The 22,017-nt window shown below is 34.7% G+C and carries 23 protein-coding genes and 1 tRNA gene; 7 read left to right on the top strand and 17 right to left on the bottom strand.

What is annotated here, in order from left to right:
- The first annotated feature begins 58 nt into the window (after nucleotides 1-58).
- The 7 genes from FC37_RS07570 (at nucleotide 59) to FC37_RS07540 (ending at nucleotide 3,225) form a co-directional block, all read left to right on the top strand.
- Nucleotides 59-244 carry a helix-turn-helix domain-containing protein gene (locus FC37_RS07570; RefSeq protein ID WP_025006048.1) on the top strand — a complete coding sequence of 62 codons (186 nt, stop codon included), beginning with the start codon at nucleotides 59-61 and terminating at the stop codon, nucleotides 242-244.
- A complete protein-coding gene (locus FC37_RS07565) occupies nucleotides 245-655 on the top strand; it encodes a MerR family transcriptional regulator (RefSeq protein ID WP_025006049.1) in 411 nt (136 codons plus the stop codon).
- Between the two features lie 2 nt (nucleotides 656-657).
- Complete coding sequence (locus FC37_RS07560; RefSeq protein WP_025006050.1) at nucleotides 658-975, top strand: hypothetical protein; 318 nt, start codon at nucleotides 658-660, stop codon at nucleotides 973-975.
- Nucleotides 976-978: 3 nt separating this feature from the next.
- Nucleotides 979-1,410: a hypothetical protein gene (locus FC37_RS07555; RefSeq protein WP_025006051.1), complete on the top strand. Its 432-nt coding sequence runs from the start codon at nucleotides 979-981 to the stop codon at nucleotides 1,408-1,410.
- Complete coding sequence (locus FC37_RS07550) at nucleotides 1,355-1,666, top strand: DNA-packaging protein (protein WP_025006052.1); 312 nt, start codon at nucleotides 1,355-1,357, stop codon at nucleotides 1,664-1,666. Before FC37_RS07555 ends, FC37_RS07550 begins: the two co-directional genes overlap by 56 nt.
- A 109-nt stretch (nucleotides 1,667-1,775) precedes the next feature.
- Nucleotides 1,776-2,189: a hypothetical protein gene (locus tag FC37_RS07545; protein WP_025006053.1), complete on the top strand. Its 414-nt coding sequence runs from the start codon at nucleotides 1,776-1,778 to the stop codon at nucleotides 2,187-2,189.
- 70 nt (nucleotides 2,190-2,259) lie between these two features.
- A complete protein-coding gene (locus tag FC37_RS07540) occupies nucleotides 2,260-3,225 on the top strand; it encodes a replication initiation factor domain-containing protein (protein WP_162148731.1) in 966 nt (321 codons plus the stop codon).
- A gap of 1,961 nt (nucleotides 3,226-5,186) precedes the next feature.
- Here FC37_RS07540 and FC37_RS07535 read toward each other — a convergent pair.
- The 17 genes from FC37_RS07535 to FC37_RS07455 form a co-directional block, all read right to left on the bottom strand.
- Entirely contained in the window at nucleotides 5,187-5,591 is a 405-nt protein-coding gene (locus tag FC37_RS07535) for a DUF1492 domain-containing protein (protein ID WP_025006055.1), read from the bottom strand.
- A gap of 977 nt (nucleotides 5,592-6,568) precedes the next feature.
- Nucleotides 6,569-6,985 (bottom strand): ArpU family phage packaging/lysis transcriptional regulator, encoded by a 417-nt coding sequence (locus tag FC37_RS07530; protein ID WP_025006056.1) that lies wholly within the window; start codon nucleotides 6,983-6,985, stop codon nucleotides 6,569-6,571.
- A gap of 536 nt (nucleotides 6,986-7,521) precedes the next feature.
- Nucleotides 7,522-7,593: transfer RNA gene (locus FC37_RS07525), tRNA-Gln, on the bottom strand.
- 173 nt (nucleotides 7,594-7,766) lie between these two features.
- On the bottom strand, nucleotides 7,767-9,209 hold the full coding sequence (gene gtfA / locus FC37_RS07520; RefSeq protein WP_025006057.1) for a sucrose phosphorylase: 1,443 nt from the start codon (nucleotides 9,207-9,209) through the stop codon (nucleotides 7,767-7,769).
- A gap of 121 nt (nucleotides 9,210-9,330) precedes the next feature.
- A complete protein-coding gene (locus FC37_RS07515; RefSeq protein WP_025006058.1) occupies nucleotides 9,331-10,437 on the bottom strand; it encodes an ABC transporter ATP-binding protein in 1,107 nt (368 codons plus the stop codon).
- 14 nt (nucleotides 10,438-10,451) lie between these two features.
- Complete coding sequence (locus FC37_RS07510) at nucleotides 10,452-11,744, bottom strand: glycoside hydrolase family 32 protein (RefSeq protein ID WP_025006059.1); 1,293 nt, start codon at nucleotides 11,742-11,744, stop codon at nucleotides 10,452-10,454.
- Nucleotides 11,744-12,601: a carbohydrate ABC transporter permease gene (locus tag FC37_RS07505; RefSeq protein ID WP_082603680.1), complete on the bottom strand. Its 858-nt coding sequence runs from the start codon at nucleotides 12,599-12,601 to the stop codon at nucleotides 11,744-11,746. Before FC37_RS07505 ends, FC37_RS07510 begins: the two co-directional genes overlap by 1 nt.
- Nucleotides 12,594-13,478, bottom strand: coding sequence for a carbohydrate ABC transporter permease (locus tag FC37_RS07500; protein ID WP_025006060.1), 885 nt, complete (start codon nucleotides 13,476-13,478; stop codon nucleotides 12,594-12,596). The genes FC37_RS07505 and FC37_RS07500 overlap by 8 nt, the downstream gene beginning before the upstream one ends.
- A gap of 20 nt (nucleotides 13,479-13,498) precedes the next feature.
- Nucleotides 13,499-14,788 carry an ABC transporter substrate-binding protein gene (locus FC37_RS07495; RefSeq protein ID WP_025006061.1) on the bottom strand — a complete coding sequence of 430 codons (1,290 nt, stop codon included), beginning with the start codon at nucleotides 14,786-14,788 and terminating at the stop codon, nucleotides 13,499-13,501.
- Nucleotides 14,789-14,988: 200 nt separating this feature from the next.
- Nucleotides 14,989-15,960: a LacI family DNA-binding transcriptional regulator gene (locus FC37_RS07490; RefSeq protein ID WP_025006062.1), complete on the bottom strand. Its 972-nt coding sequence runs from the start codon at nucleotides 15,958-15,960 to the stop codon at nucleotides 14,989-14,991.
- A gap of 40 nt (nucleotides 15,961-16,000) precedes the next feature.
- Nucleotides 16,001-16,681 (bottom strand): glycerophosphodiester phosphodiesterase family protein, encoded by a 681-nt coding sequence (locus tag FC37_RS07485; RefSeq protein ID WP_056945584.1) that lies wholly within the window; start codon nucleotides 16,679-16,681, stop codon nucleotides 16,001-16,003.
- A 51-nt stretch (nucleotides 16,682-16,732) separates the two neighbouring features.
- Complete coding sequence (locus tag FC37_RS07480; RefSeq protein ID WP_025006063.1) at nucleotides 16,733-17,392, bottom strand: putative quinol monooxygenase; 660 nt, start codon at nucleotides 17,390-17,392, stop codon at nucleotides 16,733-16,735.
- A 65-nt stretch (nucleotides 17,393-17,457) separates the two neighbouring features.
- Nucleotides 17,458-18,045, bottom strand: a complete 588-nt coding sequence (locus FC37_RS07475) for a histidine phosphatase family protein (RefSeq protein ID WP_025006064.1) — start codon at nucleotides 18,043-18,045, stop codon at nucleotides 17,458-17,460.
- Nucleotides 18,046-18,624, bottom strand: coding sequence for a histidine phosphatase family protein (locus FC37_RS07470; RefSeq protein WP_025006065.1), 579 nt, complete (start codon nucleotides 18,622-18,624; stop codon nucleotides 18,046-18,048).
- Nucleotides 18,625-18,693: 69 nt separating this feature from the next.
- Complete coding sequence (locus tag FC37_RS07465) at nucleotides 18,694-19,752, bottom strand: SEC10/PgrA surface exclusion domain-containing protein (RefSeq protein ID WP_025006066.1); 1,059 nt, start codon at nucleotides 19,750-19,752, stop codon at nucleotides 18,694-18,696.
- Between the two features lie 139 nt (nucleotides 19,753-19,891).
- Nucleotides 19,892-20,566, bottom strand: a complete 675-nt coding sequence (gene apf, locus FC37_RS07460; protein ID WP_025006067.1) for an aggregation-promoting factor — start codon at nucleotides 20,564-20,566, stop codon at nucleotides 19,892-19,894.
- 551 nt (nucleotides 20,567-21,117) lie between these two features.
- Entirely contained in the window at nucleotides 21,118-21,990 is an 873-nt protein-coding gene (locus FC37_RS07455) for a metallophosphoesterase family protein (RefSeq protein ID WP_025006068.1), read from the bottom strand.
- Between the last annotated feature and the right edge of the window lie 27 nt (nucleotides 21,991-22,017).

Here is a 22,017-nt window from a genome sequence, read left to right as displayed (position 1 = left end):
ATATAACATAATGACTGTAAATTAAATCTAATTTTCTTAGATGAATAGAGGTGAAACCATGACACAACAATTGCTTTCATTCAAAGAGGCGCAAAGATTTTTAGGTTTTAAGTCTCCCGCCTCTTTACGTGAATACATTCAACAAGGTTTACCAGTTGTTACAGTTGGTAACTCTAAACGCATTGATATAGACGACCTTAAAAAGTTTATTCAAGAGCATAAAACCGTAAAGGAGGTGAACTAAATGAAATCCGTTCAAACTGAGTTAAACCTTTACGGCTTAGTGTTCCCTGATAAAGAAATCGAGTTAACAAAGCTAGAAAAAAAGGTTTTTGACCTACTTCCATTGGGTAAAGAAAATGCGGTGACTGCTGATTACATTGCTACCATATTAAAAATTAGCAAACGTACTATTACAGATACGGTAAAAAAGATGCGACTTAAACATTATGACATCGGCAGTACTACCAACGGCGACGGCTATTGGCGTTTCAAAGATCCACAAGAATATGCGGAATACATGAACAAAGCCGAAAAAGAATATTTTGGTAGAGGTGAAGTCATTAACGCAATGCACTTTACTCCAATGGCAAAAAAATTAACCGTTGAAATGAATCAGACGGCTAAACAAAAAACAAGAAAAAAGGAGCAATAACTATGACAGTAGTATTAAGGGATGCAATGACATTTTTAAGCAAAGACGTTGACCCTATCGTTGGCGCTGTTAGCTATGACAAGCCTTTAAACACTAATACAACACTAACTATTAAGACTGGTAACAAAGTAGTTACATTGCTAGCTAAACAAGTTTTGCTAGCAATATTCAAACTTGATAACAAAGAGTTTGGATTTATTTTTAAAGGCGCTCCTTATCATTCAGACCTTAACAAAGAAGTCTTCAATAAGTGGAATAAGGCAACCAAAAAAATGCTAGGACGTGAATTAAAACAGTGCTTTTTGGAAGTGAGACCGTAAACCATGAATTTATTTAAGAAAATACGTAAAAAAATACGGTTGCATTCGTCTTATTCTCCTAGCATTGACCAATTCATATTATCCAATGCCAACGAGTTACAAGAAAAATCAAAGGTATTTCCGACATTAGACAATGCGACTGCATCCCTTGATGAGATTCAAACTCACGTTAAAAGCTTAAAGAATGATGCACGAGCTATTCAGATATTGTGTAATACTCTTTCATTCTGCATGCAGTTGCCGGAATATCGAGCGGGTTATATCAGCAAAGAAGACAGCGGTATAGCCTCACGCTATTTAATGGAAAATGCTTTATCCAATGAAAGAGACGTTGAAGTTATCGAAAACAAAATAAGAAAAATTAAGGAGGATCAAGACAATGCAACTTGTATTGGACGATGCACAAATAGCAGAAATAAAACAGATAGTGTTTAGTGTGGTCAAAGACGGTATTAAGCAAGTTGAAAACCAACGCCCCTACTTGAACCGTAGAGACATTGCAAAGTATTTTGGCGTTTCTGAATCAACTATCAGTTATTGGGCTAGTTTAGGAATGCCTGTCGCTGTCGTAGACGGTCGCAAACTGTACGGCAAGCAATCTATAACTCAATGGCTAAAAGCTCACGAGACACGATTACAAGGGCAAGAAAAAAAGCCCGTAACTATTGGAGTAGTTACGAGCAACAAGTAAAAATCTTCCGTAAAATTTTTACAACTTAAATTATAGCAGATTTGGTGGTGCAAATAGGCTTGTCAAAGGGCTATAACTATAATTTATTGAACGATTGAAAGGCTTAAAAATGCAAAAAATAAAGCTGGTAGTAGATGCTCAAAGAGCAATGAAAAAAAGAGGTCTACACTTCACTTATCATGAAATGCTTAATGAACTGATAAAAGACAACATAATAGATAAAAACGGCATCCCTACTAAGTGGGCATTGGAAAATGGTTTGGTCGGTCAAGCTTTCACCTACCCCAATGGAATATCGCAAAATGATATTCAAGTTAGTTTAGATGAATCAGACTTTCAAGAGGTTCTTAAACGAATGCCTAAAGATTCATTTCAGCCCAACCCCCACGATAAAGAAGATGTGTTAATTGATGCTCACAACTTAGTAAACGGCATCAAGCAAGCTTTAAAAGAAAATGCTATTTCAACGGTTAACCGTGAAAAATATAAACGCGTTTTAAAGCAAATGGAGGCACAACTGTAAATTATCATAAATAAAAATGCCGGCATCCCCAACAAAGGGATGCTTTTTTACTAAAAGGATAAATTCACAAATGAGGCAAAAAGAAAAAATAAAACCCTATCTAACAAGCCGACTAGAGGTTCACTTTTTAGACCTTTTAGAAAATAATCTTTGTGAAATTAGTTTAGATAGGGTAACGGTGAACGGTGTATTTCATGCTGAACAGTTTACTAGTAAATTACATGAAAATAACTGGGCTTTACAGAAAGAACTAGACGGACACCCAACCAAATTCGGATTAAAAAGGATTAATAGTAATGGTGAGTTATTAGAAAAGCACAATATAGCAACGCTAGTTAGAAATAAAGGGAAAAATAAGCATCAAGGGAATTGGCGTTTAGATACATCAAACCATATTTATAGCGACAAAGAAAAACAAAAAATATTAGCTATTATTAATTTATTTGATGAGGTGCATATAACTAGATTAGATATAGCAATAGATTTTATTAACTTTGATAATGCTGGTATGAATTATAGGTTTTATAAGCCTAATGTAAAACAGTATAGGATAACAGAGCGGAACGGAGCAATAGGCACTATTTACTGTGGGAGCTATGGTTCAAGCGTCCAATATTGCTATTACGATAAATTAAAAGAGCGGAATAATAAAAAAGCTAGAATACCGCCTAATATTAGGAACTGGGAGCGCCTAGAAATAAGGCTAAGAAGAAAAAAGACGCTTAATTGGCTAGATGAAACCAAAAAAGCGTTAAATTATTTTAAATGCCCCGATAAAGTAAAGCTAAATCCAAATAAAAAAGATATGCGAAAAGTGGCAATGCTAGAATATTTAATCAACCACCCCGACCGCCTTAATAATAACTATTTATCTAAAAGTACATTAGCTAAGTATAGAAAGTTATTAAGGCAAAATAAAGGCTTAGATAATAGTTTAGCCCTAATAGCTATAAATAGACTTGATAAACAAACTAAATCGTTAGAGCGAGAAATAAACAGTTATTTAGGCACTAATAAATTAAAAGAAGTTAGTTGATGCAGAAAAACAAAGGCAAGCTAGTTAAATAAGCTGATTTTGCTTAGCAATACCCTATTGATAAAAAGATCAATACCCCCTTTAATGAATTAAAATTAGAAGTGCAAATATTGAACCTTTGAATTAATATTAATGCAAAAATAAGAAAGACGAGCTAGTTAAATAAACTAGTTCGCCTTTTTGCTTTGCATCCCTTTATTGGCTTGTTAACAGTCTAGTTTTTGAACTTTGCATTATTTGACGCACCTTAATAGCTTGTTAGAGGTCTAGTTTTTTGTCATAGTTTGCACTACCGTACCCGCTAAAAAGCCAAAAAACATCGTTATAGGTTCAAAGTTTGAACTCATATTATTATACGCACTCTATTAAATATGGTCGTCCAATGGACGTCCAAACATGAAAATAAAAATTTACATTTTGAAAAGAAAAGTTCAATAATCTTGAATAAAAATTGCATCTTATGAGCGTAGTTACAACTACGTACATATTAAAAATAAGCAAATTTAGATAGATGCTAATTAATAGATCACAACAAGAAAATATTCAAGAAAAGCATTAAAAAATTCATAGTATATAGGCTTTATGAACCTTACAAAGCCTATCATAGAACCTGTTAAAAGTTGTTAAACCTGAAAAAACATGAACTATAATTCGTGATTGACTGATTCAGCATGCTAAATGGTGGCATCACGATAGCGGGCTATTAAATACTATGTTAGATGCAGTAAGTAGCACCTAGCACAATGCATTTCACCACCTCTGCTATAACCTATGGAAATACATTTCCGCACTCTACCATAAAAGCTACGTACCCGAATCAGGTATGCAGGTCAAACTCTGTTAAGGGATGCAAAGTTAGATAATCAATCATAGGCATCACTTACAGGTTACCTCGTTAGGTTATAAGGTATCGGTGTTTCATCGACCCCTAACAAGGCATCATTATTTCAATGACCCCTTATAATCTAAACTACCAAAATGGTACTTTAGGTATATACATGTGAGGTTACTTACAGGTTACCTCACAATATAGAGTAACGATTCGTTACCCTATATGTTTACTAACCATTGAGCCACAAGGATTAGGGCATTTTGGTAGTTAGCCTCAACGTATGTATGTGTAATTGCATTCATACAACCGTACAACAAGTACACTTGTAAGTAAGTGAGTTAGATATACTTTGAACCTCCGTATTTATAGATACGCTGGTTTATTTATCTGATTCAGCAAGTAAAGCACAATTTTTGAAAAAGTATGTAATAATGTACCTGTCATTCAAAAAGCTCAATAAAGCCCCCTATTAATCTTTAAATATTGATAGAGGGCTTTATTATCTGATTCGGTAAAACATCGACCCAGCTTAAATCACTATTTTAAATTAAGGCAATGATTCAAAGCAGGGGTAGCAAAACGTTCACCCTTGTACATATTCTGATAACAAATGCTAACGACTGTACCTTTTGGAACAGTCGTTTTTTAGATGCATTTCAACAATGGACCTTGTAAGTTACTTAGTTAAATGCTCCTATTTAGAAATAATGTAAAGGTTTCACTAAAATTAACCGCCTTAACTACCCTATGGAAACCCCTTGTTTCACTTTAAAAAACTACTAAGAAAACCTAACTAGAACCCTAATTTTACCCCAAGTGTTAAATGCGTTTGAACCCTCCTATTACCCTCCTTTATTTGTTCATTAGAACCCTTACAAAACCCTACTTACTACCGTTAGATTTCCCTTAGTGTAAAATCGAAAAATCACTAAGAAAACCTAATTGAAACCCTATCAAAACCCATTGTTATAACCCCTATAAAACCCCCACAAAACCACTCATAAATAAGCATTTAAGATAATAAAAAATTCACTGCATAAAATTAAGCAGTGAGAATTAATATTTTTATTTAGTTGGGATGCAATAAACTAACAGAACAAATCGTTATATTAGAGCTAACGGGCTAAGTTTAACTTAGTTCGATTAGTGAGCTAATGCCCTCTTGAACGGCATAATAATTAAAACGTTCAGCAAACTCTTCTAATGCTTGCTTTTTTAATACGTAATATCTTGTATTGGAATAGCCTATTTCATTTCTTACTTCCCAATTAAGTTCATTTTTCAAATAAACGCCCGTTAATATTGCTTTATACGGCTTTCTAGGTTCACTTTTGCTGTCATTGATTGCCTTTGCTACACAATGAATAACCCGTTCAGCTTGTTTTATTTCATTTGAATAACCATTATCCCGTAATTGTAAATTATTAATGTTAGTAGGCATTAAATCTGCAAAAGAATAACCCGAAATTCTAATTAAACGATCAAAATATGTTTTAAAAAAGGTTTTTGCATCCATAACCGTTTTATCAGACATTGTTCTTAATACCTCACTTTATTTAATTTGAACTAAGTAGCATTTAGCTATTAAATTGCAACCATGTAAGTAAATTTCAACTCTAACAGGTTTTAAAGTCATACATGTATAAGCATACTAAAAATAATAGAGCCTCTTAGAATGCATTTAAAAGGGATGCATCCCTCATTAGTAAAAAATACTGCTATAGGTTCAATTTTTGAACTATGTAACTTTGTATCTTTTAGCCTTATTGAAAATATTGATACAAACCTAAACAACAAGCTTAAATGCAAGTTAGCAAAGTAGACATTTTATAAGCGTATCTATAAATCGAAATGCAGAAAAGATGCGTCCAATTTTGGATAGATGTTATAAGATGCCCACAATTTTGGGTAAGTGTTAGGAATGCGCTCAAAATTGAGCAGATGTCCCCAATTTGGGGTAGATGCTAAGCCGTGCTATATGCTCTTAACACCCCAACAAAACCCAACATGAAACAAGAAAAAGCTAACAATAGCTAACGTGAAAACCGTAAAAAGAGAATAAAACCGAATGTGAACCTCAAAAAACCTCAATAGAACCTGTCAAAACCTATCCTGAACCTGAAAAAACCTGAACTATGATTCGTGATTAACTGATTCAGCGTATTAATTAAAGGTTTACAACGTCCTAACAAGCTATTTACTAACAAATAATGCCGTCGTAGAGGTTTAACCGTTATCGGGTAAAACGGGCATAATTGGCAAAGACCTTAAAAAAGGTATTCTGACATTGCGGACACTTTAAAAAGGTATCGAGACATTTTAGAGCCCTTAAAAAAGATATAGGTCATATTTGTCAGACCTTAAAAAAGACATAGCGACATTTGAGACACCCTAAAAAAGGCATAGCAATATTTTAGAACCTTTAAAAAGATATTCAGCAACTAAAAAACTCACTACGCAATTTTGCGCAGTGAGAATTAATATCTTTCAATATTAAACGGGATGCAATGGTTAGGCTAGGCTTAATTCAATTATCGAACTAACACCCACCTTAATAGCATAGATGTTAAAACGCCCCGCAAACTCGTTTATAGCTTGTCTTTTTAACACGTTATATCTTGAATGCTCATAGCCTACCTTTTGCATCGTATCTATATTACTTAATTCTTTTAAGTAAACATCAATCAATATTGTTTTATAGGGCTTTTTAGGTTCGTTTTTGCAGTCATTTATAGCTAATGCTATGCAATATGCAATGGTTTCAGCCTGTATTATTCTTTGTGGGTAGTTTTCAGCATTAGACGGCTTTATATTACTAATATTTTCGGGCATTAAATCCATAGGCAATAGCCCCGAAATGCTTAATATTCGATCAAAATACTTATTAAAGAATTTATACGCATTTACTATAACAGTCGTGCCACTCATTGCTTTTTACCTCACCATTTCATATAAGATTTTTCTACCTGAAACTAGTTAGCATTTTGCTATTGAGTTAATTATATAAGCTCTTTTGGATTCTAACGAGTTTAAAAGTCATACATGCATAATCATACTAGAAATAATAAAACCACTTAGAATAGCATTTTAAGGGATGCATCCTATAACTAAAAAATGCCGTAACGATTCGTTACCCTATAGTGCATCCCTATAACAAAAAAAGGCTTACCTCGTAAATGAGATAAGCCTTTTAACTATGAATCAATGATATTAAGTTAATTATATCATTAAAGCCCTTTGATAAGCCTATTTACACCAAAATTGTTCTAATTATTTCGGGTCAATGTTGCCACCTGTAGACCAATTTTAGCAAGTCGCATTTTTACCCTATTTTTCAAAATATTGCCACCTAATGTTGCCACCTTTTTAAGTAAACTCAGAAAAACAGAAATAAACTCAAGGTAACAAAAAAGCTTTAATACCAACGTTTCTAAACATTAGATATTAAAGCTAACTAATTTATATTGGGTTAGCTGGACTCGAACCAGCGCATGATGGTACCAAAAACCATTGCCTTACCACTTGGCTATAACCCAATCTTCAAACCTTTTACTTGATTGGTTCTATTTGAATGACCTCTCGATCACCCAACAGATATTAGTATAGGGGAATGAAGAAAAAATATCAAGGAAAAATTCAAAAAAATTTTGATTTTTTCACATTTGCTCAAAAGTATCATGATTATAATCTTTGCATTTTCTAACGCCTTTTAAAAACCAAATACTTGATCATTATATTTAACTTGATAAGTCAAATTCTGGAAATCAACCTTAGCACTAGCCACGTCAGTCTTAGCTTTATTCATTCTAGTAATGACAATTTCATGATCACTAGGCGTTGCTACATCAATTGATCCGTCTAAGTCAAAGGCAGCCGCTGAATTACGGAATTCCAGTAACTTAATTAATGACTTAACTACTGGTCTATTAACTTGTTTTTTAATCTCAGCTAATTCGTAATAATGCCGATTAATATCGCGACCTTCCTTAGTCTTTTCCAACAATTGAATATCGTTTTCACCAGCAAGCAAACCAACATAATAAATTTGAGGAATACCTGGTGCAAAGATCTGCAATAACCGAGCAAGGAAGTACTTTTTATCATCATTACCTAATGCAGAATAATAAGTAGTATTAATCTGATAGATATCCAAATTATGATATTCAGCACTTGAATACTTCTTCTTAACATTTGCGCCAATTTGATAGAGCTTTTTGGTTGTATAATCAATCTGTTCATCGGTCAAGACATCCTTAGCATCAACTACCCCTAACCCATCATGAGTATCTAGCGTAGTAAATTGCTTCATTGGACACTTCTTTAACCAGTTAGCTAATTGTGTACTATTACCGCTATAAAGTGAATATAGCAAGACCATTGGCAAAGCAAAGTCATAGATGAAGTAGCCATGCTTAGCCACCTTAAATGGCATAGTGTAATGCTCATGAATTTCTGGCAAAATCGTTGCTGGAGTATCTTTCAAATAATCATTTACCTCTTCAAGCAATGACCAAATTTCAGGCTCCACAAAGAAATCATTGGTATCTAGTTTTTTAATGGCATAAGCAAAAGCGTCCAGACGAATCAGACTAGCACCATGCTTAGCCAAATTTTGCAAATTATTCTTAATAAATTCTTGAGTGGTCTTAGTTCTTACATCCAAATCCATTTGATCGGGGCCAAAAGTATTCCACATCTTTTCATGACTGCCATCTTTGAATTCAATATCTTGATATGGAGCTTTAGCCTTACGTTTATAAATTAAATCAATATCCTTTTGTATTGGTCGACCAGCAGGCCAGAACTTATCCCAGCTTAAGAACAAATCACTATACTTGCTCTGATCATGCTTAGCCTCAAAATCTTGGAAATAAGCTGAATGCTTGGATAAATGATTGATCATAAAATCAAACATCAAATAATATTGCTGACCTAATTTTTCAACGTCTTCCCAAGAGCCAAATTTAGGATCAACCACATCATATCGTGTTGGCGAAAAGCCACGGTCACCATTTGATGGGAAAATTGGCAATAAGTGAATGCCACCAATCGCCTTTTTAAAATAATGGTCCATTACGTAAGATAAATCTTTTAAATTATGACCTAAACTATCTGCATAAGTTATCAACATCGCTTTATTTTGTAATTTCATTTTTAAACCTTCTTTACAAAAATAGGTTCAATCTTCGAGAAAAGATCGAACCTATAAATATTTTTGATCATCGAGGATTATGTCGAATTGTTTTTCAAAAATTAGGGGGGAGAGAAAATTATTAATTGTAAATAGCCATTGTAGTGTCTTTATCGAAGAAGTGAGCTTTATTAACATCGAAGCCCATCTTTACATGATCACCTGGCTTGTGGTAATCACGTGAATTTACATCGGCTACAAATTCAGTACCATCGACTTTTTGATACAGTTGAATTGTAGCACCAAGCAATTCGGAAACTACAACTGTTGAACTGATTACAGCATCAGGCCACGTTTCCAAGAATGCTTCCTCAGCATGAATGTCTTCAGGCCGAATGCCAAATACGATGTCCTTATCGTTATAGCCCTTCTCATTAAGCATCTTTGCCTTACCTTCTGGGATGCCAATGTTTAAGCCTTTACCATCGGAAATACGGCCATCCTTGTAATGAACATTAAAGAAGTTCATTTGTGGTGAACCAATAAAACCGGCTACAAACATATTCTTTGGCTTGTTGTAAACTTCAAGTGGCGTACCAATTTGTTGTACCTTACCTACTGACATAACTACTACTCTATCAGCTAAAGTCATAGCTTCAGTTTGGTCGTGAGTAACATAAATTGTTGTCGTACCTAATCTTTGATGAAGTTTAGCAATTTCTGCACGCATAGATACACGTAATTTAGCATCAAGGTTTGAAAGAGGCTCATCCATCAAGAAGATTGGTGCATCCCGCACAATTGAACGTCCTAAAGCAACACGCTGACGTTGACCACCTGAAAGAGCTGCGGGTTTCTTCTTTAAATAGCTAGTCAAACCCAAAATTTCAGCTGCGTGCTTTACTTTTTTATCAATATCTTCCTTAGAATAATGTCTAAGCTTTAATCCAAAGGCCATGTTGTCATAAATAGTCATATGTGGATACAAAGCGTAGTTCTGGAAAACCATCGCAATATCTCTGTTCTTTGGAGCAACATCATTCATGACTTTATGATCAATCTCAAGCGTACCTTCGGTAATATCTTCCAAACCGGCAATCATTCTTAATGTTGTTGATTTACCACAACCTGAAGGACCGACAAAAACGATAAATTCCTTATCTTTGATATGCAAATCAAAGTCATTTACAGAATACTTGTCATTGCCATCATATTTTTTATAAACATGGTTTAAATCTACTTCTGTCATTTTTCATTTCCTTGCTAATTTACCTTTTTAAGCATTGCTTGTTTTATTCCAGCAACAAAAGTAACAATACTTAAAGTCTTACTTTGACTAAAGAGTTCAAAGCTCGAATTATCAATCACCAATGTCAATTTATGATTATCTGGATGCCATGAAACATTTTTAATAAATACAGGTGAATGAATTTCAATTACATATTGATCTTCTTTTTTGCGAGTAATGTGAATCTCACCATTATCACCTTTTAATATCAAACTATGATCAATAGGAATTTCTTCAGTTAATTTATAACTGCCTAAATCAATATCTCGACTGTCAGATAATGACATATCATTTATTGTTCCAATTGGCTTTTGGATTAATTGACCATTAATTGTAGTCAGCATTCTTGGGATCCCCATCATACCGTTCCAAAGATGACCGGATTCTTCAAGATAGTTAACATGATCAGCACTTCTCAACCAAGGAATAATAATTCGATTGTCTTTTTCATCTACAAAGCTTTGAGAAGCATAGAAGTCATCGCTATCATCTAAACGATGTTGTTCTTCTAACTTAAACTTAAAGTTTTGCCAATCCATATATCCCTTAGCAAGATAAACAACACTATTTCTGCCATCGCCTAAAATTACACTAAAGGCTAAATAATCTTGACCATTAATATTAAAGTAATCGGGACATTCGGTCATAATGCCGTACTCTTCACCTTGAAGCAAAACAGATTTAAATGACCAGTGAAGCAAATCGTCTGATTCAAATAAAACTAGGCTACCATGCTTTTCAAGTGCAGCGGCAACTACACAATAGTATTTATTACCGTGCTTAAAGACCTTAGGATCACGGAAGTTGCTTTCGTCTGTTTCTCCAGGCAAATCTGCTACCGTCATTACTGGGTTATTTTCATATTTCTTAAAATCAACACCATCATCCGAAACAGCTACACATTGTGTTTCAGTAATTTGACCATCTTCATCTACATGCCCTGTATAAAGAACATATAACTTGCCATCCTTTTCAATAGCAGAACCGGAGAAAATACCGGTTTTATCATATTGATGATCAGGTTTCATCGCTATCGGCATGTCTTCCCAATGAAGACCATCTTTGCTACGAGCATGACCCCAATGCATGTTATCCCAATGAGGGGCATAAGGATTATATTGATAATACAATTGATAATAATTTTTATAATGGATTAGTCCATTAGGATCATTGATCCAACCCACTGGAGCAGTGAAATGAAAAAGTGGTCGCAATTCATCATTATCAATTTTTCTTATTTTTTCATATAAGTAAGAATTTTCTTTCATTATTTATCACCATTACCTGCAGAACCCATTCCTTGAGTAAGGTACTTTTGGAAGAAGATATAAACTAAAACCAAAGGAACAGTAGAAATGGTCAAAATAGCCATAACTTGATTCATGTAAACTGGGTTCGTGCTGTTAATATTTGTAATAGCCACTTGTAGTGGGAATTGATCAGAATTGGTCAAAACCATTAATGGCCATACATAGTCGTTCCAACTACCTATGAATGATAACGTTCCAACTGTCGCAACTGTAGGAAGCGTCATTGGCAAAAGGATATTCCAGAAAATTCTTAGATTACTTGCCCCATCTAGTTCAGCAGCTTCTGTAATACTATCTGGAATTGCTGCGAAAGCATTTCTAAACATGTAAATATAGAATGGACTAGATATACCTGGCAAAATAACTGCCAAAGGCGTATTCAAAATACCAATAGTTTTAGCAATTTGGAATTGCTGAATTAAAAGTGTAGTACCTGGGATAACCAATAATGCAATTAATAAACCAAAGAGTAGTTTGCGTCCTGTAAAGTTGAATTTTGCGAAACCATAACCAGCTAAAGCATTTACTACAATTGAACCTATCGTTACACTTGTTGCATAAAATACACTGTTTAAAATGTATCTCATTACTGGGAATCTATGGAAGATGCTTACATAAGCTTTGCCCCAATCAGAAATATGACCTGAAGGCAAGAATGCCTTAAAGTTACTGATGTTGGCATAAATTTGAGATTCAGGTTTCATTGAAGAAACGATCATCCAAACCAATGGGAACAAGAAGAATAAAGCTAAAATTGTAATTAACACTGTAGTCCAGATCACGTGAAATCTTCTACGTGTCATAAATTTATGCATTCTCGTCACCTCCGGCGTTTGTGATCTTTCTTTGAATAATAGTAAAGATAATAATGATAATGCCGTAAATTACACTCATTGCACTTGCATAGCCTAATTGACGATCAGTAAACCCAGTACGATAAATGTAATAGATTGGTGTCATAGTTGCATTTTGTGGGCCACCTTGGGTCATGATCATTGGTTGAATCACCAAGTTGAAAGCACTAATGAAAGTCGTCGTTAAGATCATCATTGAAGTAGGTTTAAGCATTGGCAAAGTGATATGTAAAAATCTTTGCCAACTATTTGCTCCATCCAATTCAGCTGCTTCATACAATGAATCAGGAATATTTTGTAATCCTGCTAAAAAGATTAACATCTGATAACCAGCACCCTGCCAAGCAGATACCCCAATGATGGCAAACATAGCTTGCTTAGGTGAAGTTAAAAATGGCTGTGGTTTAATGTGAAAAATACCCAAAATACCATTTAACAAACCTTGATCTGGATTAAGAATGTACATCCAAAGAATAGAAACAACAGTTAATGAAACAACTTGTGGTGCAAAGAATGAAATCTTAAAAAATGTATTTCCAGGTCTCTTTTTATTAACAATTAAAGCTAATCCTAAAGCTGCACCAACCTGAATTGGCATAATAAAGATGACGAATTGTGCAATGTTTTTTAAACTTTGTAGAAATACGGGATCTTTAAAAGTATTAATGTAATTTGTAAAACCTACATATTGTTTAGCCCATGGTGTCAAAATGTTGTAGTTCGTAAAAGAATAGCTAAATGACATCAGGAACGGAATGATTAAAAACGTTAACAGAATCAGAATTGCTGGTAAAACGTACAGCCATCCGATTTGTCTCTTTATACCTTTAGTCTGCATAAAGATTCCCCTTTACTTCTCTATTTCTGAAGGTACTTTTGAATAACTTTAGCTTGTTCGTTCATTACCTTTTGAACATTAGGATTCTTCTTGTACAAAGTTACGTTTTGAACAGTATCAGCAAATGTTCTAGTTACTTGTGGGTAGTTAACTAAAACTGGACGAGCATGACCCGTAGTTTGGTTTTGCTTAATGAAGAATCTCATTTGTTCATTAACTTTAGGCATCATCATCTTAGATACACTCTTACGTGCTGGCAAAACAGTGTTAGCCATATCGCTGCGGTACATACACTTCTTACTCATTAAGAAGTTAATCAAAGCACCAGCTGCCTTCTTGTTCTTAGCTGTAGAAGACATTGCGTATTGCCATGAGCCTGTTGGTGAAACTTGCTTATGAGTAGCTGGAGATACAGGATATGGCATTACGCCCCATTGCAAATTCTTGTATTGGTTTTGCAAAGTTTGAACTTCCCAAGTACCAGTCATCATCATGGCATATTTGCCAGTTTCAAAACCTTTATCCTTTGGTGAAATAGTAGTGTAACCATCTTTGACCATGTCTTGAATTAATTGGAAGGCTGAAGTAGTTTGCTTGGAATTAAAGTAGCCAACTGCCTTAGTGCCAGCAGGATTAGTAATGCTACCACCAGCTGACCATACAAATGGTGCTAATGAATAAAGAGCCATTTCTGAGTGGTCATTCAAGTTCATATTAATTGCTGGTTCATGGAAGTGATTTTTAAGTCTCTTACAAATATCTTTAAATTGAGTCCAAGTCCATGGATGCTTCAAAGTAGCAATTTCTGAATCTTTAATCCCAGCCTCTTTGAACATCTTCTTGTTGTAATAGATGCCGATGCTTGATTCTGAATAGCCAGCAGCATATAACTTACCTTTATAAGTACCTTGTTTAATAATGGTTGGTAAGATATCTTTCTTGTTAGTAATATATTTATCAATTGGTTGAATAATCTTTGAATGAGCATAAGCAGCAGTGTTAGGACCATCCAAAGTTAAAACATCTGGCAAACTTCCGGAGTTCAAAGCGGCATTAACTTTATCTTCATAACCACCACCTGAACCAGAACGTGGAATAAATTGAACTTTGGCTTTATAGCCGTGTTTGTTTTCTTTATTAAAGTCATTAACATTCTTTTGAAGAGCCTTACCTTCAGGGTCAGTATTTGAAACGTGTACCCACATTGTCACGTTCTTACTGTTGCTGCTCCCTTGGTTATTGCTACATCCTGCTAAACCTAGTGCTGCAATAGCGGCAACTGTTGCAACTCCTAATTTCCACTTTTCCATAGTATCTCTCCTTTGAAACGTTTCAATTCTATTCGAAAAAATAAAACGCTTCTTAGCTCTAACATAATTCCAATTAATTGAAACGTTTCTATTTTTGCCTTAAAAAATAATCATTAGCACAAAACTATTTTCATTTCCTTTTTTGGAAACGTTTCAACTTACATTTAAATAATAATACCGCTTTCATAGCTTGTCAACAGTTATTTTGTGGTATTTCCATCAACATATCTTACTGGGTACATTTTAGCTTCATTTTTCAAACTAGGATCCGCAATTTTGCGTAAAACTAAGTCAACTGCACCATTGGCCAATTGCTCAACAGGTTGGGCAATTGTAGATATCCCTAATGGAAGATCTGAGGACAAATTCATCCCATCAAATCCTATTAATTGAATATCTTCAGGAACTCTATATCCATATTGATTTAAAATTTTTCTTAATTTCAACAATAATAAATCAGTATGACAAAAAATTCCATCAATTTCTGGATTATCTTTTAACATCTCTAAAAAATACGGTGTAAAGTCTTTTACAGGTTCTTGCAAAAAGATCTCTTTATAATCAATTCCCATATCCTCGAGATAATCTCTAAAACCATCTCTTCTTAGCATAGTCCCATTAAGATATTTACTATGACTACCAACATAAGCTAAGTTTCTAGCACCATGCTCTAGCAATTCTTTAGCAGCTAATTTTCCGCCTTCATAATTATCCGATGTAACATAAGATACTTTTTTATCAAAATAACGGTCTAAACTAACGAATGGAATATTGGAATAAATATATTGACCAATATCACTGTAAGTAATCGCAATAATTGCATCAATTTTATTTTGCTTCAGCATCTTAATATGTTTTGCTTCTTCTGCTGGATTACCGTTAGAATTACATAATAATATTTTATAGTCTTCATTATCTAAACGTTTTTCTACATAATAAGCGAATTCTGAGAAAAATGGATGCCAAACTGAAGGCAAAATAAGAGCTATGGTTCTTGAGGAATTGGTCTTCAATCCTCTAGCATATTCATCTGGAATATAATTTAATTCTTTAATTGCTTGATTAACCTTAACTAGAGTACTTTCTTTAACTCCTGGCACATGATTAATCACACGAGAAACCGTACCTACTCCTACCCCTGCTCTTTGAGCAACATCCTTCATAGTTGCCACTTTTATCACCTCTTTTTTTCACTTTCTTTTTCATTATACTTCAATAATCTTTTTTCAACTGATTCATTAATTCAAAATTGTTGGTAAAAATGCCTGCTACGCCGCGTTTCATATATTTTTTAGCCAATTTAGGATTATCCACAGTCCAAATGCGCTGTGTAATTTTGCTTTGCAAGTACCAATGTGGATGAATTGCCGCAAAATGATTTTTTCTAACAAATCTTTGTGGAAAAATAACCGGAACTTTGGTTAAAAAGCAATATTGCTGATGCGGATCGATTTGCTGGCAGTTTTTTAACGTTTGATAATTAAAAGACGAAAAGATAATGGGATGCACGAAGTGATACTCTTTTACTAGTGCCAAAACAATAGCTTCGATTCCCTTATCGTGAATCTTATTAGTCTTGAACTCTAAGTTAATGTACAAATCTTTATCCTGCAAAATTTCAAAAAGTTCTCTCAACATAGGTACAGGCTCACCATTTTTCAGATGAAACTTCCTGATCTCATTCAACGTATAATCCTTGATATAGCCACTACCATCAGTTGTCCGATCAATCTCTTCGTCATGCATAACTACGGGGACTTTATCTTTAGTCATATGCACGTCAAACTCAACGCCTTCTGCACCATGCTTTGCTGCATAGCGAAACCCTTCTAAAGAATTTTCTGCAAACTTCACCGGCAAGCCTCGGTGAGCAAAAATAATTGTTTCTGTCATATTTTACCCTACAAAAAAATACCACCTTACGGCAGCATCCCTTTTTCAAAATTAATCTAACACAATTGCACCTTGAGTTGCCAATGCATCACGTACAAGAGTCTTAACATCTCTTCTAATAACCATACCATCAGTTTCTTCAATATATTCCTTATATTGAGGACTTTGTACATGCTTATCATATGCTTCATCGTTTGCATAAACTTCAACAAAGTTCCATTCGTTAGGATCATCCTTGTTAGTACCTGACATCATAATTTCCATACCTGGTTCAGATGCAATGCTGGTAGTCATTTCCTTCTTAACTGAATGTGAGAACTTTTCAGCATCTTTCTCTTTAACTTCAACAGTTACCAGACGCATAACGAAATTATCTGCATAGCTGTTCAAAGCCTTTTGTGCATGAGTAGTGATTACTTCTGGCTTTAAGTTGATGATCTTCTTGTCAGTGCTAATGCTATCTACAGTTTCTTCAAAATCTACTGCTGACATTGATGCGATGTGCACGTCTTCAGCTTCCTTGTTACGGAATAATTCGATCTTGTAATTGTCTTCACCCTTAGCATCATCATGAGCGCTGCCAATTACTAAAGTTCCTTCTTCAGCTGGGATAGAATCGCGCATATACTTTTCGGCCTTGCGAATATATTCATCGCGATCATTTTCTGCAATATTTAATTTAGTAATTTTAAAAATTGGTGTTTCATCCATTTTTCTTGCCTCGTTTTTTATTCTTTACATACTTAATTATAAGCTAATGTAAAAAAATGAACTCTTTATTTTTCAGTTAATTGTTCAATTTTTAATTTTTTAGCAGGCCAGCAGCTTTTTACGTATTCAACTTCATGTCCGTTGCTCTTCAGTTGAACATATTCAGCATTGTGAAAGCCATGGAACCTGTGGTTGCCAGCCTTTTCACGAATATACCGACTCATGCTATCGCCATGACCGACTACTAAAATATTTTCGCCGTCTTTGGCATCCCGCAAGATCAAATTAATTCCGCGCTCCATTCGTTCAACCACTTCACGATTATCTTCCATTGAACCGGATCTAAACTTCATAAGCGGCCACCAAAAGTTTTTCTTAGCTTCAAATGGTCCATAATTTTTCTCTTTTAAATCCTTCAAACGTTCATAATCCATTTCAGGACCAACAATAATTTCTAGCGTATCACTAGCGCGCTCCTGCGTTGAACAATAAGCCTTATCAAATACTATTTGCTTTTTCTTAAAATAATCACGCAAAGCTTCAGCCTGCTTAATACCTAACTTAGTTAAAGCAGAGTCACAGCTACCTTGCATTCTTTGTTGGGCATTGAATAATGTCTGTCCATGTCGTACTAAATATAAATTTATCGCCATTTAAATTTGTTTCAAACCCTCCGCAGGCCATACATACTTATCCAAATGAACATTTTTACCATCAACTGACAACTTAACAATAGAAGCATTGGCAAAACCAGCAAAGTTAGGATCAGCAACATCTCTTACATATTTGGCCAAAATGTCACCATGGCCAACAATCAATGCAGTTTCGCCATCGTTGATGTTGTCTAAAATTTCCACAACTGCACGATGCATTCTATTAACAACATCTTCGTCCTTTTCCATAGTTGGATCAACATTAGGATTATTGTAATTCCAAGGAAGCAAAAATTCATCTCGACCTTCAAAAATACCGTAACATTTTTCACGCAAATCCTTTAATCGCTTATATGGCATTTGATGATCTGTAGCAATCTCCAAAGTGTCACAAGCACGTTCTTGGGTTGATGAAAAAGCCTTGTCAAAATGAATATTATTTTTTTGGAAGTAGTCGCGTGCCATCTCTACTTGACGAATTCCCATCTCATTTAATGGAGAATCACACCTTCCTTGCACCTTGTGATAATAATTAAAATATGTCTGTCCGTGTCGCAGTAAATATAAAGTTTTTTTCATTGCTTCCTCCGTAGTATTTTTTATCTATCATATCAAAAAAGCACGCTTAATACGTGCTTAATTTAACTTTTACGGCCTAAAGTTGGTGTTGTACTTTTCACTTCCCACAATAAAAGTTGGAACGCTAATGAAGTGCATTGAATAAATCTTGCCCGTCTTAGAAATACTAAAGCCATAATAATTATGATCGCCATCATGACTTGATCCTTGAGTATTGAACAAGTCACCTGCATGTTCCCATTCGCGGTACAAAGACTTGTTTTTACGCTCATCTTCACCAGATCCGGCAAAACCAAAAATCATTTGTTTTAAGCCAAAGTAAACGTTGCGCTTCATTTCACCCATTGGCATAGTAGTTTTATTAATAGTAAAGCCGGCCATATCTTCTACATAGTTATCATCTAGTTCAAGACCATGCTTTTGACAAGCTTTAACAATACCTTCCACATAATGTCCTTGATCTTTAATGCTACGGCCGTGTTCTTCATATTCATTAGCAATATCATCAGCTAATTCTTGCGTGCCAGTGCTATAAATCCAAGGTTCAAGACCTAATTGTTCACGAGCACTATTAATTACTCTTAACGAAAAATCAGCTAATTCATGTTGTTCACTTGCAGAAAGCTTGTCTGGATTGATAAGTCTTTTATCGCTTGCAGTTTCACCTGTGGCAACGCGTGAGAAATTATTTTCTTCCATGCCCTTCATCGAAGCGGCAATGAATTCTTCACTTGGGTGGCCTTTATATGCTTCTAATAGTTCAGAACGTGTATAACCACTTGGCAACTTAATAACGGCTTGACTATATCTTTCAACCGTCTTCTTCACCAATTTGGCATTCTTAGCTAAAATCCAATGTGAGTTATTACCAATTTTATAAGCTAAATGCTTTTTCTTGCCAATTTTTAGATATTTCTTAGCAGAATAAGAATATGTTCTGCTTGTATAAGCGTAATATTTAGATTTTTTACCACGATTGGTATAAAGACGTACTTTCTTATTTCCTTTTACTCGCAGTTTACCTTTGCTGGCTGCTTGCACTACTTGAGGATGAGTTTGCGTAAGCATGCCAACTGGTCCCATTAAACAGACACTAGTGAGCAATGTCACCATCATTTTCTTTTTCATAATTGTCCTCACTTTCTAGGCACTGTCATCATTATAGTTTTATTATATCGTAGTCTTTTAAATTACAAAAAAGACACCCCTCCGAATCTGGAAAAGTGCCTCCTTTTTATTATTCAATCGTTATTTAGTTTTTAACTGATTAATACCAGCCGTTTGCTTGCCAGAATGACTTAGCAGCAGTCCATGAACCGTAACGGCTTTGTACGTATTGGTCAGCAACTCTTTCTTGGTTGGCAGCTGAGTAGTCACCGTTCAAGTATGATGCTGAAAGTTGGTATTTACCTACGTATTGACCGTTAGAAGCACTGTATGAGCCACCTGATTCACGGCTAGCAATCCAAGCCTTAGCACTTGCTTCTGAGCCTGATGCGTTTGAAGTGTATGATGAAGCGCTAGTATTTGAAGCAGTTTGAGTATTTTGAGTTTGTGATTGTGCTGGAGCTTGAGTTGAAGCTTGAGCAGTAGTTTGAGTTTGGGTAGCAGCTGCGTGGTAACCAATAGTTACGTACTTAGCACGAACCCATTGGTTCTTACCTAAGTCGTACCACTTGTGGCCCTTTGAGTCGTATGCAGTCTTGATAACTTTCCATGAAGTGTCGCTTGCTAAAGTTTGACCAGTTGCTACTGGGTTTTCATAGTTGTTATATACAGTAATTGAATTATCTGAAACGTAGTTTACAGTTACTACGCTTGCATCGTTTTGGACGATAGCAGCTTGTGCAGTGTTTGAGCCTGCGTTGTTTGCTACTACTAAACCTGTAACTGACATAGCAGCTACTGCAATTGACTTAACTAAGATAGATTTAATCTTCAAAAAAATTCTCTCCTTAAAGTTATAAAAAATAATATAAGTAACGAATTTTCACTTATTCGTCTGTCTGTATTCAATTGACATCGTATATACTACAAGCTTTTCGTTTCAGAACCATAACAAGAATATCACTCAATCATTAAGAAAATATTACTTAATATGACATTATTGTAACATTTGTAACATTAGTGTAAATTTATTTAGATAATACAAAATACTGATCTATCAAGGTTTCTAGCACTTTTATTTTTAACTTGCTATGTGCAAAAGCATGTTCGTATTTAACAAGCTGAAATATTACTGCAAACAAAATAGATTCTTTCCAGTTAGAAAGTTAAGTGCTATAGTAAAAATGTATTTTTAAATAAAAGCGAGGAATAAATCATGACTAAATACGAAGTTAAGTTAACTGAAGAAGATTTACAAATGATCAAAGATTGTCACTCAAAGAACCCTTCAATCATGAAGGCTATGAACGAAGCTAAGAAAGTTGAAGACTAATTAATATTTTTGATCTCTAAATCTAAAAAGCATCCCAATCGGGATGCTTTTTCTTATTCATCAAACTTTGTTCCTTGTGGATTTTTCCAATTATAAACGCAAACAACCTCACCGTTTCCATCAAGCACTACAACATTGCCATCATTATGTGGATAAATTAAAGGATCAGAATGTGATCCACCATCAGTAAAAATTCTGGCTGGTTCACCTGGATACTGCATTTTTCTAACAATACAGTCATCCTTTTGCAGTTGCTTCATTTTTCGCCCATCATCGTATTTACCTTCTAAAACAGCTGTAGGCGTATGACCCGTCACAATTGTTTTACCAGTTCGATTATGGGCAATCATTTTTTCCGCTTGATCAGAATACCAATATTCTTCTCGTGCCCAAATCCGATAAAAGTCATAATCAAACTTCAAACCATAAACTACCTTATTGTATGTAGTGGAATCATTATATTTTTCATCAGGGCGCACACCCGCATGAACAAAAATAATCTGCGGTGTATCATACATTGTCGGACATGATTTTAAGAAACGATAATATTTACTTTCTCTAACTTCATCGGGCAAAAGCGTCCGGCCAAATATATTGGTTAAAGTCTTCCCACCGCCGTTATAGAACCAGATTCCATCTTGATGCTCAGTTCCTTCAGCGAAATTAAGCATCATTTGTTCATGATTACCTAATAAAACAAGGGCACCTTGGTTTTTCTGATCTATTAAATAATCCAAAACTTCTTTAACATGTTCACGTCCATCAATATAATCACCACCGGTAACTAATTGAGCTAATGGATAGTCTTTCTTGGCTTGTTCAATTAAATCAATTGTCTCTAAATTGCCATGAATGTCAGAAATAAAAATATAATTATCCTTTTTCTGATCATCTTCAAAAGTTTGATCAACAATTTTACGGGTCATTCTTACCCCTTCTTATCTTTTTTTAGA

Source organism: Lactobacillus gallinarum DSM 10532 = JCM 2011, assembly GCF_001434975.1.
Classification (GTDB): domain Bacteria; phylum Bacillota; class Bacilli; order Lactobacillales; family Lactobacillaceae; genus Lactobacillus; species Lactobacillus gallinarum.
Note: the sequence above shows the minus strand (reverse complement) of the source record. Positions and strands in the feature narration are given on the sequence as shown.

Excerpts from the sequence above, each read along its gene's own strand:
- FC37_RS07570 (WP_025006048.1), top strand. The coding sequence starts at position 59 with ATGACACAACAATTGCTTTCATTCAAAGAGGCGCAAAGATTTTTAGGT.
- FC37_RS07565 (WP_025006049.1), top strand. The coding sequence starts at position 245 with ATGAAATCCGTTCAAACTGAGTTAAACCTTTACGGCTTAGTGTTCCCT.
- FC37_RS07560 (WP_025006050.1), top strand. The coding sequence starts at position 658 with ATGACAGTAGTATTAAGGGATGCAATGACATTTTTAAGCAAAGACGTT.
- FC37_RS07555 (WP_025006051.1), top strand. The coding sequence starts at position 979 with ATGAATTTATTTAAGAAAATACGTAAAAAAATACGGTTGCATTCGTCT.
- FC37_RS07550 (WP_025006052.1), top strand. The coding sequence starts at position 1,355 with ATGCAACTTGTATTGGACGATGCACAAATAGCAGAAATAAAACAGATA.
- FC37_RS07545 (WP_025006053.1), top strand. The coding sequence starts at position 1,776 with ATGCAAAAAATAAAGCTGGTAGTAGATGCTCAAAGAGCAATGAAAAAA.
- FC37_RS07540 (WP_162148731.1), top strand. The coding sequence starts at position 2,260 with ATGAGGCAAAAAGAAAAAATAAAACCCTATCTAACAAGCCGACTAGAG.
- FC37_RS07535 (WP_025006055.1), bottom strand. The coding sequence starts at position 5,591 with ATGTCTGATAAAACGGTTATGGATGCAAAAACCTTTTTTAAAACATAT.
- FC37_RS07530 (WP_025006056.1), bottom strand. The coding sequence starts at position 6,985 with ATGAGTGGCACGACTGTTATAGTAAATGCGTATAAATTCTTTAATAAG.
- gtfA (WP_025006057.1), bottom strand. The coding sequence starts at position 9,209 with ATGAAATTACAAAATAAAGCGATGTTGATAACTTATGCAGATAGTTTA.
- FC37_RS07515 (WP_025006058.1), bottom strand. The coding sequence starts at position 10,437 with ATGACAGAAGTAGATTTAAACCATGTTTATAAAAAATATGATGGCAAT.
- FC37_RS07510 (WP_025006059.1), bottom strand. The coding sequence starts at position 11,744 with ATGAAAGAAAATTCTTACTTATATGAAAAAATAAGAAAAATTGATAAT.
- FC37_RS07505 (WP_082603680.1), bottom strand. The coding sequence starts at position 12,601 with ATGCATAAATTTATGACACGTAGAAGATTTCACGTGATCTGGACTACA.
- FC37_RS07500 (WP_025006060.1), bottom strand. The coding sequence starts at position 13,478 with ATGCAGACTAAAGGTATAAAGAGACAAATCGGATGGCTGTACGTTTTA.
- FC37_RS07495 (WP_025006061.1), bottom strand. The coding sequence starts at position 14,788 with ATGGAAAAGTGGAAATTAGGAGTTGCAACAGTTGCCGCTATTGCAGCA.
- FC37_RS07485 (WP_056945584.1), bottom strand. The coding sequence starts at position 16,681 with ATGACAGAAACAATTATTTTTGCTCACCGAGGCTTGCCGGTGAAGTTT.
- FC37_RS07480 (WP_025006063.1), bottom strand. The coding sequence starts at position 17,392 with ATGGATGAAACACCAATTTTTAAAATTACTAAATTAAATATTGCAGAA.
- FC37_RS07475 (WP_025006064.1), bottom strand. The coding sequence starts at position 18,045 with ATGGCGATAAATTTATATTTAGTACGACATGGACAGACATTATTCAAT.
- FC37_RS07470 (WP_025006065.1), bottom strand. The coding sequence starts at position 18,624 with ATGAAAAAAACTTTATATTTACTGCGACACGGACAGACATATTTTAAT.
- FC37_RS07465 (WP_025006066.1), bottom strand. The coding sequence starts at position 19,752 with ATGAAAAAGAAAATGATGGTGACATTGCTCACTAGTGTCTGTTTAATG.
- FC37_RS07455 (WP_025006068.1), bottom strand. The coding sequence starts at position 21,990 with ATGACCCGTAAAATTGTTGATCAAACTTTTGAAGATGATCAGAAAAAG.